The organism is Methanothermobacter sp., assembly GCF_030055425.1.
In the GTDB taxonomy this organism is placed as follows: Archaea; Methanobacteriota; Methanobacteria; order Methanobacteriales; family Methanothermobacteraceae; genus Methanothermobacter.
The window spans coordinates 24,897-39,566 of record NZ_JASFYE010000003.1; the positions used below are offsets into that span (position 1 = coordinate 24,897).

16 protein-coding genes are annotated in these 14,670 nt (G+C 50.2%); 5 read left to right on the top strand and 11 right to left on the bottom strand.

The features are described from left to right. Position 1: 1 nt before the first annotated feature. Both QFX39_RS03725 and QFX39_RS03730 read right to left on the bottom strand, forming a co-directional pair. On the bottom strand, positions 2-151 hold the full coding sequence (locus QFX39_RS03725) for a hypothetical protein (protein ID WP_300477616.1): 150 nt from the start codon (positions 149-151) through the stop codon (positions 2-4). Positions 152-283: 132 nt separating this feature from the next. Continuing rightward, entirely contained in the window at positions 284-595 is a 312-nt protein-coding gene (locus tag QFX39_RS03730) for a ferredoxin family protein (RefSeq protein ID WP_300477617.1), read from the bottom strand. A 236-nt stretch (positions 596-831) separates the two neighbouring features. On the opposite strand from QFX39_RS03730, the gene QFX39_RS03735 reads away from it, so the two are divergent. The 3 genes from QFX39_RS03735 (at position 832) to feoB (ending at position 7,161) form a co-directional block, all read left to right on the top strand. After that, the gene (locus QFX39_RS03735; protein WP_300477618.1) at positions 832-4,839 is read left to right on the top strand and encodes a cobaltochelatase subunit CobN; all 4,008 of its coding nucleotides are present in this window, start codon (positions 832-834) and stop codon (positions 4,837-4,839) included. A gap of 134 nt (positions 4,840-4,973) precedes the next feature. Continuing rightward, positions 4,974-5,204, top strand: coding sequence for a ferrous iron transport protein A (locus tag QFX39_RS03740; protein WP_300477620.1), 231 nt, complete (start codon positions 4,974-4,976; stop codon positions 5,202-5,204). A gap of 1 nt (position 5,205) precedes the next feature. Further along, positions 5,206-7,161 carry a ferrous iron transport protein B gene (gene feoB / locus QFX39_RS03745; protein WP_300477622.1) on the top strand — a complete coding sequence of 652 codons (1,956 nt, stop codon included), beginning with the start codon at positions 5,206-5,208 and terminating at the stop codon, positions 7,159-7,161. Positions 7,162-7,235: 74 nt separating this feature from the next. Here the strand turns inward: feoB and tusB are convergent, their stop codons facing one another. From tusB to QFX39_RS03775, 6 genes are read right to left on the bottom strand one after another with little or no spacing between them, the layout of a single operon-like run. Beyond that, the gene (gene tusB / locus QFX39_RS03750; RefSeq protein ID WP_300477624.1) at positions 7,236-7,574 is read right to left on the bottom strand and encodes a sulfurtransferase complex subunit TusB; all 339 of its coding nucleotides are present in this window, start codon (positions 7,572-7,574) and stop codon (positions 7,236-7,238) included. Beyond that, positions 7,559-8,158, bottom strand: a complete 600-nt coding sequence (locus QFX39_RS03755) for a (Fe-S)-binding protein (protein ID WP_300477626.1) — start codon at positions 8,156-8,158, stop codon at positions 7,559-7,561. Before QFX39_RS03755 ends, tusB begins: the two co-directional genes overlap by 16 nt. A 9-nt stretch (positions 8,159-8,167) precedes the next feature. Then, positions 8,168-8,524 carry a DsrE family protein gene (locus QFX39_RS03760; protein WP_013296526.1) on the bottom strand — a complete coding sequence of 119 codons (357 nt, stop codon included), beginning with the start codon at positions 8,522-8,524 and terminating at the stop codon, positions 8,168-8,170. Between the two features lies 1 nt (position 8,525). Next, the gene (locus QFX39_RS03765) at positions 8,526-8,891 is read right to left on the bottom strand and encodes a DsrE/DsrF/TusD sulfur relay family protein (protein WP_300477627.1); all 366 of its coding nucleotides are present in this window, start codon (positions 8,889-8,891) and stop codon (positions 8,526-8,528) included. 57 nt (positions 8,892-8,948) lie between these two features. Then, positions 8,949-9,596: a DUF166 domain-containing protein gene (locus tag QFX39_RS03770; RefSeq protein ID WP_300477628.1), complete on the bottom strand. Its 648-nt coding sequence runs from the start codon at positions 9,594-9,596 to the stop codon at positions 8,949-8,951. Beyond that, positions 9,597-9,989 carry an arsenate reductase ArsC gene (locus tag QFX39_RS03775; protein WP_300477629.1) on the bottom strand — a complete coding sequence of 131 codons (393 nt, stop codon included), beginning with the start codon at positions 9,987-9,989 and terminating at the stop codon, positions 9,597-9,599. 204 nt (positions 9,990-10,193) lie between these two features. Here QFX39_RS03775 and QFX39_RS03780 point away from each other — a divergent pair, with 204 nt between their 5' ends. Continuing rightward, positions 10,194-11,546 (top strand): FAD-dependent oxidoreductase, encoded by a 1,353-nt coding sequence (locus QFX39_RS03780; protein WP_300477631.1) that lies wholly within the window; start codon positions 10,194-10,196, stop codon positions 11,544-11,546. Then, positions 11,539-12,318, top strand: a complete 780-nt coding sequence (locus tag QFX39_RS03785) for a hypothetical protein (protein ID WP_300477633.1) — start codon at positions 11,539-11,541, stop codon at positions 12,316-12,318. The genes QFX39_RS03780 and QFX39_RS03785 overlap by 8 nt, the downstream gene beginning before the upstream one ends. Positions 12,319-12,419: 101 nt before the next feature. On the opposite strand, the gene QFX39_RS03790 is transcribed toward QFX39_RS03785, so the two are convergent. The 3 genes from QFX39_RS03790 to QFX39_RS03800 are packed head-to-tail and all read right to left on the bottom strand — an operon-like array spanning position 12,420 to position 14,589. Then, positions 12,420-12,953, bottom strand: a complete 534-nt coding sequence (locus tag QFX39_RS03790) for a rubredoxin (RefSeq protein ID WP_300477635.1) — start codon at positions 12,951-12,953, stop codon at positions 12,420-12,422. Positions 12,954-12,955: 2 nt separating this feature from the next. After that, positions 12,956-13,369 carry a ferritin family protein gene (locus tag QFX39_RS03795; RefSeq protein WP_300477637.1) on the bottom strand — a complete coding sequence of 138 codons (414 nt, stop codon included), beginning with the start codon at positions 13,367-13,369 and terminating at the stop codon, positions 12,956-12,958. 5 nt (positions 13,370-13,374) lie between these two features. Then, complete coding sequence (locus tag QFX39_RS03800) at positions 13,375-14,589, bottom strand: FprA family A-type flavoprotein (RefSeq protein WP_300477638.1); 1,215 nt, start codon at positions 14,587-14,589, stop codon at positions 13,375-13,377. Positions 14,590-14,670 lie beyond the last annotated feature (81 nt).

Consider the following 14,670-nt stretch of genomic DNA (forward strand, 5'->3'; position numbering starts at 1 on the left):
ATCAGCGCCTCTGGCAGCTGAAGCAGACATCGTCTTCCTTATCGGTCCTGTAGACCTTACCACAGCGGGGACACATAACCGTCCTCATGCCGCTCTCCCTGGCAGGGGGCTCATGGCACTGGCACCTTACCCCGACCATCTTTTTTGTCATGGATAAGGATATGTTGGTTCATCAGTGTATTTTTTTGGGTCACTGACCTGAGAAGGGTTTATGCACAATCTCACTGCCTTAAGACAGTAAGCCCATTAGATTTTTCAGTGACCCAGCTTTAAAAGAAATCCATCACTCTTCAGGGTTCAGTTTACCTTCTTTGAGCAGTTCTTTTTTAACCTTGGCCCAGATACCTTCTTTTCTGTAGAGATCCCTCAATTTTTCCCTATCAGGGAATGTTATTGCGTTTCCCTGGCAGAGGGTTGCGCAGGTGCTGCAACCGACAACGCACTTGTAGGGCTGTGCAACCACAGGTCCTTCTTCTGTCCATCTGTAGACCTTCTGTCCACAGTTCATGCACATACCACATTTTACGCATTTTTCAAGGTCTATTGTGGGGTACCATTTTATTTTTTCACGTGGATATCCAGCAAACCATGGCATTTCCATCACCCAGATGTTGATGAGTTCATTGAAACTCCCTATAAATCCACAACATTCCGGTCAGCTGTGTCTGACCTCTCAATGGATTCGGGGGTATCATAAGACTATATTTTATTCAATATATTTAAATTCATGGATGTATATTAAAATATACTTTATTATTATTAAAGCAAATTTTATATAAATCTTAATTCAACAATATTTGATTTAAAATAAAATTAAATGGAGGTGAAAAGATGAGAAGATCAGTGATTCCATTAATTCTGATCATTGTACTCATGTTTACAGGAGGTGTTTCAGCATCGGATAACAGCAGCAACACCACTGGGGACGTTATTGCAGAGAACTCATCCCACTACAACCTTCTGATACTGACCGGGTCAACATCCAGTACAAAGGCGATAGTGGAGGGGTATAAACTGGCAGGCCAGAACGGCTACAGATTCAACCTCTCAATGTTCACCAATGATGAACTCCTGAGAAACGACCCGCAGATCGATGCAGCAGCCATTGAGGCTGGCAGAAGGGCCGACGTGATACTTATACAGATGATAAGCAGTCCAAACACGGTTGCAAAGGTCAACCAGATCCTCAACGTCACATCAGCAAGAAGGATCATAGCCATAGGAACAGGGAACACCTTCAAGAGCTATCCCCAGATAGGCGAGGACAATGCAACTGTTAAGAATATATGGGACCAGGGGGGCCCTGAAAATTTCAGGAGGATGATGCTTCTCCTTCTGAGGGATGTGGGGATGAAGCTCAGAACAGGGGAGAACCTCACAGCAATTCCAGCCATAAAGTCCTTTGTCTACCATCCTGACTCAGCACAGCAGTTCACCAGCTGGGACCAGTACTATTCCTGGTATGTGCAGAGCGGACACTACAAGCCGGGAAAACCATGGATAGGTATCCTGACCTTTGACACCTACTACCGTGGAAGCGACATGAGGATGCACACGGCGATAGTTGATAGCCTCGAGCGCAAGGGCTACAATGTGATACTCGGGTTTGCAGCGGACACACCAACAAAGAGGAATGTCATAGAGAAGTTCTTCCTGGATGGCAACAGGACACCGAGAATAAGCGGACTCATAACATGTATGGGTTTCAACCTCTACAACGGGGATCCGGTGAACTCCACCAGCATACTGAGGGAACTTGATGTGCCCGCACTTTCAGCGGTATATGCGTCAAACCTCAAAACATGGAACGAGAGCATATCAGGACTCTCATCCGAGGTCTACTGGCAGATAGCCCTGCCAGAGATTGATGGGAGAATAGAGCCCATCATGATCGGTGGCGGCGTAGAGATGGTTGACCCTCAGACAGGGTTGAGGTACACGTACTACGTACCCATACCCGACAGGATAGAGAGGCTCACAGAGAGAATGATCAACTGGGTGAAACTGAGGGAACTTTCAAACTCAGAGAAGAAGATAGCCCTTATCTACTACAACATAGGGGGAGGTAAGGATGGTATCAGTGCCAGCTACCTCAACGTACCAGAGAGCATAAGCACGATACTGAGGGCCATGAAGGCAGCGGGCTACACGGTGGATGAAAAGTCAACTGCAGAGGTAATCAGCATACTCCTTGGACCGGGCCTCAATGTGGGATCATGGGCCCCAGGGGAACTTGCAAAGGTTGTGAAGGCAGGTGCAGTGACCATACCCGTATCAGAATACCTGGCATGGTTCAGCCTCCTTCCTGAAGCCCTCAGGAACAACATAACAGCAACCTGGGGGCCAGCACCAGGGAACGTGATGGTATACAATGGCAGCATCGTGATACCCGGCGTGATGCTTGGAAACGTATTCCTTGGACCACAGCCAATGCGCGGTTTTGGAGAGGACGCAGCTGACCTCATACACTCAACCACGCTCCCACCCCACCACCAGTACCTGGCATTCTACCTCTGGCTTCAGAAGAACTTCAATGCAGTTATACACCTCGGAACACACGGAACCCTTGAGTGGCTGCCAGGAAAATCCGTTGGACTCTCCTCACTTGACTGGCCAGACGTCATGATAGGTGATCTTCCCCACATCTATCCCTACATCGTCAACAACCCCGGTGAAGGAACACAGGCCAAGAGGAGGGGATATGCGGTGCTCATCAACCACAACATCCCACCCATGGTTGTGGGTGAACTCTACGGTGACCTGGCTGAACTCCAGCACAAGATCAACAGCTACCACTCATCAGAGGATCCCCAGCGTAAACTGATAATTGCAGAGGAGATAAAGAACCTCACGGTGAAACTGGACCTTCACAGGGAACTGAACCTTGACCTCAACGCATCCTTTGAGGAGGCCCTTGACAGGATTGAACACAGACTCGATGAACTTTCAGCAACACTGATACCCTACGGTCTGCATGTATTCGGAGAACCACTGAGCGGTCAGCTACTTGATGCAATGGTTGAGGCCATTGTGAGCTTTGACCCGGCGACACGTAACACCACAGAGTTCAGGAACGCCATAAGGGAGAAGCTGGCCAGTGACTGTGAGATCAGCAATCTCCTGAGGGCCCTTGAGGGCAGATTCGTTGAGCCGGGAAGAGGCGCCGACCCCATCAGGATACCTGATCTACTGCCGACAGGTAAGAACTCCTACTCCTTTGACCCCAGACTGGCACCGGATAGGGCTGCATGGGAGATCGGTAAGAAGATGGCCGATGATCTCATAGCAGACTACCTTGCAAAGAACGGCAGGTACCCTGAAACCGTTGGGGTTGTTCTCTGGGCCATTGAAACCATGAGGACCAATGGACAGACAATAGCCATGGTGCTGAGACTGATAGGTGCTGAGCCGGTATGGGATAAGTCAGGAAGATTCACAGGGATCAACGTGACCCCCCTTGCAACCCTGGGAAGGCCAAGGATCGATGTCCTTGTAACCATCAGCGGGCTCTTCAGGGATACCTTTGCCTACAGCATAGACAGGATGGACGAGGCAATAAGGCTTGTGATGAAACTGGATGAACCGGTGAACCAGAACTATCTCAGAAAACACTACCTTCAGGATCTCACAAATTACACCGCCAGGGGCCTGCCAATGGCAGATACACTTGCAGGAGCAAGGATATTCGGCAGCGCACCTGGAAGTTACGGTACAGGGATACCGGCTGTTGTGGAGTCCACTGCCAAGTGGAACAACCAGTCACAGCTCGTTGAAACCTACCTTAACCACATGGGATTCATCTATGGAAAGGACTTATACGCCATTGATGCGAAGGAGGTCTTCATGAAGCAGCTATCAAATGTAGATGCAACCGTGCAGGTGAGGGACAGTGTTTACGGGGTCCTGGACAACGATGATGTCTACCAGTACCTTGGAGGGCTCACAATGGCTGCAAGGGCAATGTCAGGTAAGAATGTTGCATCCTACATTGCCAACACAAGGTTCACCCCGAGGATTGAGACACTCTCAGATTTCCTTGCAGCTGAACTGAGGACAAGGACCTACAACCCCAAGTGGATTGAGGGAATGCTCAGCCAGGGATTCTCAGGGGGGCATCAGATCTCAAAGGAGATAGGACACCTCTTCGGGTGGAGCGCAGTTACACCTGAACTTGTACAGGACTGGATGTGGCAGAGGGTCGCTGAGACCTATGTCCTTGATTCCTCTGTGAGGGACAGGTTCAGGAGTGCTCAGCCCTACTCGTATGCTTCCACCGTGGCATGGCTTCTTGAGGCCAGCAGGAGGGGTCTGTGGAGGGCTGATTCAGCAACGCTTCAGAGGCTTGCAGATGAGTATATCTCGGCGGTCAATGAGTATGGTGTTGTCTGCTGTCACCATACCTGTGCCAACATCGTCTTCAATGAGTGGGTTGTGAAGCTCTCCTCCCTTAACCAGGCTGCTCTGAGGAAGTTTGCAAGTGCAATGGCCGCAGCCACAGGCAAATCCATTGATGTGCCTGGATCTGATACGGGGTCTGATATCTCCACAGGAACAGATAGCGATGGCAATGGCGCCGGAGAGACCGGTGCACCGTCATCAGGTTCAGTAGGTGGAAGATCAGGTTCCGCACCCAGTGTGGCTGCCAGTTCTGGTGAGTCATCTGAGGCCAGTGAGGTTTCACAGTCAGAACCTGCCGGTGAGTCAGGTAAGGCCTATGAGGTTGCTGCTTCAAGTCAGAGCGGTTCAGCAAGCACCCAGACACCGCTCTATGCTCTTGCTGGTATCATAGGAATTGTATGCCTCCTTGGAGCAGGATACTTCTATCAGGGAAGAAATTAAATCCCTAATTTTTATTTTTTTTTTATTGTCCTATTTTCACCCCCATGGAACCCATTTTAGGAAAACCTAAAAATTTATATGTGATGGTGATTTAGGTATAACTAAAGTTTAGGAATACCTAAAAAGGTGGTGTCATGGAAACTACACTCGATAGAATATCCGAATCAGAAAGGGTAACGGTCACCTCAGTTGATATTGCCGGTAAGATAAAGCACAGGTTCACGGTAATGGGGATCGTCAGGGGCTCCAGGGTAACCATTGAAAAGGTTGCACCCCTCGGCGACCCACTCAAGGTGAGGGTCAGGGGCCACCCCTTATCCATCCGCAGGAAGGAGGCCTCAAGGATAAGGGTGAGGAGAGATTAGCTTGTCACTGAAAATAGCCCTTGCAGGAAACCCCAATGTTGGTAAAAGCACCCTCTTCAACAGCCTCACCGGTCTAAACCAGCACGTAGGCAACTGGCCAGGCAAAACCATTGAAAAGAAGGAGGGCCACCTCCAGTTCAGGGGATGTGACCTTGAGGTTATAGATCTCCCCGGAACCTACAGCCTCACAGCTGGTTCTCCAGAGGAGGGGGTGGTTATAGATTACCTCCTTGAGGAGCCTCCTGATCTTGTGATAAACGTTGTTGACGCATCCAATCTCGAAAGAAACCTTTACCTTGCCCTCCAGATAATGGAGTTTGGCCTTAACACCATCATTGCAGTGAACCTCAACCGCGAGGCCGAGAGGAGGGGTTACATTCTGGACTATGGGAAGCTTGAGGAACTCCTTGGTGTACCTGTTGTGAGGATCGAGGCAACTGAAGGCGAGCAGGATGATCTCCTTGAACGGGTAATTGAATGGAGTAAAGACGAACCCAGGACCCCAGGATATGAATTCCTGAGACATGAATCTCTGAGCAGGCTATATGAACTCATCAGGAGCAGCGAACTCAAATTTCCACCACAATGGATCATCATAAAGCTCCTTGAGGGCGATGAGAGGGTGGCCTCAATGGTCGGGGAGGAAGTTCATGATGAATTCAGGAGGATTCGCAGGATCCTTGAGGATGAATACTCTGTGAAGGCCGACGTAATTGTATCCGATGCCAGGTATGGGCTTATAGAGGCCCTCCTTGAGAGTACACTCAGAAAGCCCCCAGTGGATCGGGTTACAGGCTCAGAGATTATTGACAGAATTGCGCTCAACCGGTACCTTGGCCTTCCGGTACTCCTTGGGGTGATGTGGCTGATTTTTCAGCTGACATTCACTGCAGGGGCCCCACTGACAGACCTGCTGGATTCCGCCTTTTCATACCTTGCAGCTACGGTTCATGGTATCATGGGTGATTCCCTGCTTGCATCTCTCCTATCTGATGGGGTGATAGGTGGTGTAGGGTCGGTCCTGGTCTTCATACCAAACATATTCATCCTCTTCTTCCTCCTGTCATTCCTTGAGGATTCAGGTTACCTTGCCAGGGCGGCATTTGTCATGGATCGTGTGATGAATACCCTGGGGGGTCTCAGTGGAAGGTCATTCATCCCCATGGTGCTGGGTTTTGGATGCTGCGTACCTGGCGTCATGGCCACAAGGACGATAGACTCTGAGAGGGAGAGGATAATAACGGCACTAACAGTGCCCTTCATGTCATGCAGCGCAAGGCTCCCTGTCTATGTGCTATTCACAGCAGCCCTCTTCCCGGTTATCTACCAGGGCTGGGTGATATTCTCACTTTACATTCTTGGAATATTGGTGGCCATACTGACCGCCCGCTTACTCGGTGATAGAATCGTGGGGGGTGAAAGGTCCCTGTTCCTCATGGAGCTTCCACCCTACAGGGTGCCGAGAATTAAGGCACTGCTCATACACACCTACCTGAGGGGTGTTCAGTTTATAAAGAGGGCAGGGACCATCATACTGGCAGGTTCTCTGGTGATATGGTTCCTATCAAACTTCCCGGCAGGCGACGTTTCATCATCAATCCTGGGGATTACAGGGTCAGTGATCGCACCCATTTTCCAGCCACTGGGCTTTGGGGACTGGCATTCTGCGGTTGCAATCATATTCGGTTTTGCCGCAAAGGAGCTTGTAATAAGTACCTTCGGGACGGTATACGGCACCGGTGATGTTGCAGCAACCATTCAGGGGATTTTCACGCCACTGGAGGCCTTCTCCTTCATGGTATTCATACTGCTCTACACCCCCTGCCTTGCAACACTTGCCGTAATAAAACAGGAGGCCGGTACAAAATGGGCCCTCTTTTCCCCCGCATATTCCCTGCTGGTTGCCTGGGTTGTGTCCTTCCTTGTCTACACGGCAGGTACTCTGACTGGTTTATGATCACAGAATGGAGGTGAAATCATGGTCTCCCGTGGAGGTATAAGGGGCGCAAGAAAACCTGTAAAACCGGAAGATTAGATGGTGAAGACCATCCGGTGCTTCTCCATGATATCCACAACTATCCTGTCAAAACCCTCAAGTATTTCCACACCATCGATGAGCATGTCACGGGTTATGCCCCTTGCCATTAGATCTTCCTTCCTTGCAAAAACAGCCTCGGTCTCTGACAGTTCTCTGATGGTGTGGGAATACCTGTTTTTTTTCATTGCAGCATACACACCACTGGATATGAGGTATACGATGAGTTCATCTTCCCTCCATATCCCCACAAGGTCAAGGAATGTCCTGAAACCCAGTTCAGATGGACTTTTAGTTACAAGGAACCCAACAGAACCCATCAGTAACCGCTCCACCCAAGTGTCTCCATGAGCTGCTCACCAAGAAGTTTCTCGAGGCAATGGACATTCTCCTGCATCCATGGCTCCTTGAGGGGGTGGCAGTTATCGAGTTTCTGCTCACCGTTCAGGAGCTTCATTGCAAAGGCCATGCATGTTGATTCACCGCATTCTCCACAGTTGCTGCCAGGGAGGCACCTCTGTATATCGAGGGGTCCAATGCTTTCCACGTCCCTTCCACGCACACCCCTCATGTAGGCCTCGTGTGCCTGGTTTATCCTTTCCATGATCCTCCTTATGATATCAAAGGCCTCATCCACGTCATGGTTTTTGTTCATGCTGACCTTCCCTGAGGGGTAGAGGCTTATGAGCCTGTCGTAGATGGTGAGGGTGAGAATGTTTTTCTTCTTAACATAATTCACAGCACCCGGCGGATACATATTTGCCAGGAGGGGGATGATGTCTCCGATTTCAGAGTCAAGCTCCATAAGGACCCTTATCTTCCCCTCACTTGCAATGCATGGCTTAACCTGTTTAAGTGTAACCTCCCTTACAAGGGGCCCATCAGGGATGAGCTCCCTTTTAACCTCATCCATTTCCATAAAGGCACCTCATATCCTGATAACTGCGGTTTCACCCTTTGCAGAGATTATCTCATGGAGCTCCTCATCGTTTATTATCTCTGCAGCCTCAACAAGGTCCTCCTCCACAAGCCCCCTCTCCCTGAGGGATCCCTCGTGTACCAGTATGCTCCCCTCTGGAAATATGAGGTATGTGAGCTCCTCCACATTGGGGTAGCCTATGCTCTCTGATTTCTGATCTGCAACTGCAGCGTAGACACCGTCCTCCATTAGGAGAACATCAGAGTCAAGGCCACTGTTCAGACATGCTATGACAACGTAGAAACCACTGAATGCATCTTCAGACCCGTAGGGGGCCCTGTCTATTATTATGAGTGAGGATTTCATTTTAACAACCCAGACTTATCACACGGTGGCTTTTCTTTATCCATTCTGCCAGTTCATAAACACTTTTTATCTCCACACCCTTTATGTAGGGCTTCTCTGAACAGGTGTAGCCCCTTGCGGTGGAGCACCTTATGCAGGATATCACATTAACACCGGACCGTACAAGGGCCCGGAATTTTTCTGCAACATTGGGGAATGACTGGGGGGCCTGGTCCCTTTTCGGTACATGTGTTCCATCCATGTAAAGGAATATGTTAACATCGTACCCGTTTTTAATGGCGCTTTCTGCCAGTTCTGATGCTATGTCAGCATACTGGTGGCGGTAGGGCCCCTCCAGGAGGACTATTGTGAGCAGTTTTTTCTCCATGGATCTATCTTCGTATCCATAAAATAAATAATTTATTATGAATAATAATGATAGTTTTCACTGATTTTCAAGTGCCCTCTCAAAGGCCTCACAGTGGATTCTGGCCGCCAGCTCCTTCTTGCACTCATCATCTGCAAATAACCTCATCTTGGCGGCTCTGCAGGGGTAATGCTGTATCTTAAGACCTGCACGGACAGGCAGATCCTTCACCTCAGTCCCAACAAGTTCCTCTGCAACAAACCGTGTTGCACCGCAGGGTGAACACCTGAGGACCCTTATGTTCTTTACTCTGTCTTCTTCAACATCAACCTCAACCACTGGCTTTCCAAATTTTGATACGAATTCATCAAAGGACGGATTCCCGTTCTCCTCAAGGTCGCACATGTTCTCTGGTGCTGTGACATTCCCGTAGCCCAGTAGCTGATTCCTGAAGCCCTCACCCCTCCAGGCACCCACTATTATCCAGTCAACATTATTGTGGATGCGGTCCACAAGTTCAAGTGTGAGGTCAGGGTGGAGGATGTAGGTTATAACGATATCCGCTGATACTATCTGCTCAATCTTTTCCTCTGGTATTTCAACTTCATCTGCGAATATGCCTGAGGGAGCCTTGAGTTCAATGAAATCTGTTTCAAACTCCTCACCTATGTTCTCATGGGCCCTTTCACCGTAGGGGCCGTCTGTCACTATTGCAACCCTTACCATTCAATCATCCTCCGGCTTGAATTCAGTCCTTATCCACTCTGCAATCTCATCACGTATCCTTCTGAATCTGGCTATATCCCCACCTGCAGGGTCTGGAAACTCTGCATGCATGTACCTCTTACCCCCCAGGAATACAGGGCATGCCTCATCACAGAGACTCACAACCAAATCAAACTCCTCACCCTCGAGTTCCCTGAGGTCGGTGGGCTTATGGGAGCTCATATCGATTCCAATCTCCTCCATGACCCTCACTGTCAGGGGGTTGATTTCCCTTGGCTGGCTTCCAGCACTCTGGACATGGTAGTGCTCCCCATACATGTTCCTGAGAAGAGCCTCAGCCATCTGGGACCTTCCTGAGTTGTTTCTGCATATGAAAAGAACCCTCTTCTTCATGGTGATCCTCTTTACAGTTTCTGGGACATAAATCAGTGCACTGAAAATCTATTCATGCATCGAAGTGGTTCCCTTTACAGTTTCTGGGACATAAATCAGTGCACTGAAAATCTATTCATAAATTCAAATTTATAAATATATCTGAGTTATTTATGAGATAAAAAATAAAACCATAAGTGATAACTCTGAGGGAGAAAGGAATAAATGAGAGTTGTTATAGTTGGAGGAGGGGCCGGGGGACTTTCAACGGCCTCAAACATAAGAAAATATGATAAGGATGCAGAGATAACTGTTATAACCCGTGACAAGCACGTGGCATATTCACCCTGCGCCATACCCTACGTTATGTGCGGGGAGGTTGAGTGCTTTGATGATATAGTGATGCACCAGCCAGAGGACTACAGGGAACGCAACATAGATATCCTCACAGAAACCGAGGTGGAAGAGGTTGACTCCCATAAAAAAACCGTGACCTATGTGAAGGATGGTAAACGCCAGGAAATACCCTACGACGTCCTTGTCCTTGCAACAGGGGGCTCTCCATTCATACCACCGGTGGAGGGGGTTGACCTTGAGGGGGTGTTCACCATAAGGACACTCACAGATGGTGAGAGGATAAGTGAATGGGCCTCCAAAAGTAAAAAAGCCGTGGTGGTGGGCGCAGGGCTCATAGGTCTTGAGATAGCATATGGGCTCCTGAAAATGGGGCTTGAGGTCACCGTGACAGAGATGCTGCCACAGATCGTCCCACGTTCCCTGGACCCGGACATGGCAGCCATAGTACAGGAGTACCTTGAGGAGAAGGGGATAAGGGTTGTCCTTGGAAAGGCACTTGAGAGGATAACCGGAGACGAAAGGGTCGAGGCGGTTGCTGTGGGAGATGAGTGCATTGAGGCCGACCTGGTGGTCCTCGCAACAGGGGTGAGGCCAGAGACAAAACTTGCGCGGATGGCGGGATGCGAACTGGGACAGTGGGCAGTGAAGGTCAATGAGAGAATGCAAACAAGTGTACCTGACATTTATGCCGTCGGTGACTGCGTTGAGGTCTACGATGCCGTGACAGGCTTCAGGACCCAGTCACCACTGGGATCAACTGCCGTGAGACAGGCCAGGGTGGCTGCAAGGAACATAGTGGGTATTGATGCAACCTTCAGACCAGTTCTCAACGCCATGGTATCAAAGATAGGTGAACTCGAGTTCGGTGCTGTTGGACTCACAGAGGTCATGGCACTCCAGAGCGGGATAAAGGTGGTCTCAGGAAAGAAGAGGGCCCTTACAAAGGCCAGATACTATCCCGGCGCCGAGAGAATTGATGTGAAAATGATATGTGACCTCAGGGGAAGGATAATCGGGTGCCAGATGGTTGCAAAGGAGAGGGTGGCTGAAAGGGTTGACACCATGTCACTTGCAATATCACAGGGACTCACATGTTCAGACCTTGCCTGGACCGAGTTTTCATATGCGCCCCCTGTTTCAATGGTCATAGACCCCATAATCCTCGCAGCGGAGGATGCCTGTGAAAAACTCAAAAGGGTGAACAGCAAGCAGGATGATTGAAATGAGGCAGTTTCTCATTACCCCTGCGGCGGGTAAACGCCTGATTGCCAGGGGAATGCTTCAGCACCCAGAGGTGGAGAGGGTTCTTGAGGATGGAACCCTCGTTATAATTGCAGGGACAACCAATGGCTACATAGCAGAGGAGATCCTGGCAGGAATCGGTGAGGATGGATTTGATCGAAGGGGCTTTCACAGGGGTATAACAGTCCCCGAAAATATCAGCAGGGAGGATATGGGTCGGATGGGCACAGATTTTCCAGGCGACGTCGTGATCAGAGACGGCAGATGGGAACGTGGTCTTGAAATATTTGATGTTGCAGACGAACTTGGAAGGGGGGACCTCATACTCAAGGGTGCCAACGCCCTCGACTATCAATCAGGAAGGGCCGCTGTCTACATAGGCCACCCAATGGGGGGCACGGTAATTGCTGCACTCCAGGCCGCTGTGGGGAGAAAAACAGGGCTTATAGTACCCGTGTGCCTTGAGAAGATAATACCCGGGGACCTTGATTCTACTGCACTCAAACTCAACTCAGCAGCTGCCGAGGGGCCCGGGATGCTTCCAATACCAGGCAGGGTATTCACCGAGATTGATGCCCTGGAACTTCTAACAGGCGGATCTGCAGAGCCTGTTGCAGCTGGAGGAGTCTGCGGTGCCGAGGGGGCATTTTACATACTGGTTGATGGCAGTGAAAGATCACTTGAACTTGCAGAGAGGATAGTGGGGGAAATAGCGTCTGAACCATCCTACGCCAACCTTTATAATAAATAGTACAGGGCCCTGATTTTATTCAATTCATAAAAATTCTGTTTTATCTGGCAGGGATAAGAAAAAAATTCAATTAAGAGGATGATGGGATGATCTGGCAGCCCCTATTTTTTTGATACTCCTGAAAGTTCGATGATGTGGCCGTATTCCCCTGGAAACCTCCTTATCCTGTACCTGTATCCTGTGGAGGTCTCAAGGGCCGCTGCAGCGGTGTTTGCATAGGGGCAGGTGGATACTGTGACCCCATCGTCCTCAAGGGAGCGGCAGAAACCATAAAACCTGCAGTTTTTCACATCCATCACATGCTTCTCTCCTTCAGAGCACTCGATGGATGCTGCGAATCCATGGCTGAGGAAGTATTCTGCTGTTGATTTTACTGGATCCTCAGGGTCAATGATCTCTGCCAGGACGAAGCCCATCTCCCTTGTGACTCCCTGGGAACCATTGCCGAGGACCTTCCAGAGGCTCTCTGTGATGGCCCTGAACATGAGCATGAATGGCTGCTCAGGGGATGATGAATCGGTGGAGTGCTCAAACTGGTCTCTTCCCACACCACACTGGGGGCAGACCCAGCCATCCCCAAGTTCGCTGAACTCCCTGTCAGGGACCTGGTACTGGCATATCCTGCAGACGTACATCTCTACCCCTTGAAGTACCTCTCAAGAATGCCCCTGAGCATACGGGCATGCCTTCCCTCATCCCTTGAGCTCTCATGGAAGAAATCACGGGCCTCATCAACACCACACTCCGCGGCCCTGAGGGCCGCTTCACCCTTTTCCCTGCTGGCAGCCTCTTCACCCTCAAGCATCATCTCGATGTTCTCCTTGAGATTGTCTCTGATCACGCCATTGAGCTCTGCAAACCTGGCGGCATGCTCAGCCTCCTCGAGGGCTATTGTTCTGAGGGCCTCTGCCACCTCAGCGAGGCCCTCCCTCTGGGCCTGCCTCGCCATTGCAAGATACATGCCAACCTCGGCGCATTCACCCCTGAAATTGGCATCAACCACCTTTTCAATTTCAGTATCCCTGCATATGCCTGTCCTGTTTTCGTTCATGTTACTCACCTCTTTATTTCAGCTGCAAGTTTTCTCCCTGCCTCAAAGCAGGCGTCGAGTTCCTCACCTGAGGGCACGTAGTACACTTCATCCTCGTCAATGACATCAAATCCTGCCCCTGCAAGGAGCTCATTCATGGTGCCTGTGGCACCACCCTTTCCACCCATTGACCCGAATACAAGGGCCTTCCTGGTGAGGGTTCTGTTGAATTTGAGGCCCCTGAGGTACATGAGGAGGTCTCCGACGCTGGGGTAGGGCTCGTCGTATATGGTGGGGGCTCCAAGTGCTATGGCGCCACTTTCAAGTATATCCTTCACGATCTCGCTCCTGTCATCCTCATGGAGGCAGTAGACCCTAACATCGACCCCCTCGCTCATGGCTCCCTCTGCTATGGCATGTGCCATCTTCCTGGTTGAGCCGTGCATGGTGTCGTAGATCACCGTGACCCTCTCATCCACCATGCCGGTGGCCCAGCCTGTGTAGGCCTCTATGATCTTCATGGGCTCTGTCCAGATCTGCCCATGGGATGGGGCGATCATATGGATCCTTTCGAGAAGCCCAAGCTCCTTAACTTCATCGAATTTTTTGAGTACCAGCTTTGAGACCGGGGTTATGAGGTTTGCATAGAACTTCCTGGCGGCATCCATGAGGACGTATTCTGATATCTCCCTGTCAAAGCGCTGGGGGTAGCAGAGGTGCTGCCCGAAGGCGTCGTTTGAGAAGAGTATCCCCTCCTCATCAAGGAGTGTGAACATGCTGTCTGGCCAGTGGAGCAGCGGGGCCTCCAGGAATGTCAGTGTCTTCCCGCCAAGATCAAGCACATCCCCTGTTTTCACGGTCCTGAACTCTGCTCCCCTGAGGGAGGGGTAGTGTTTCAGGAGCCCCTTAACAGCCACCTCTGTGCAGTAGATGGGGGCTTCAGGAAACCTCCTGTGGAGTTCCAGAAGGACCCCGCTGTGGTCCTTTTCAACGTGGTTCTGGACTATGTGGTCAATCCCGTCCATTCCCTCCTGTTGCAGGGCGTCCTCAACCCTTGCCATGAGCTCATCAAATGTGCCGGGGTAGGAGTTGTCTATCAGTGCAACCCCTTCATCTCCACAGACAAGGTAGGCGTTGTATGTGGTTCCCTGCAGGGTGTATCCATGGTAGTTTCTAAGATCCCAGTCCAGGACTCCCGTCCAGTATACTCCATCGGATATTCTTTTTGCTGCGGCCTTCATCTTATCACCGGATATTTAGTTCGTATGTCATCGAATGTACTATAACCTACGAACTAATATATAATTTTTTCTGTTCTATGG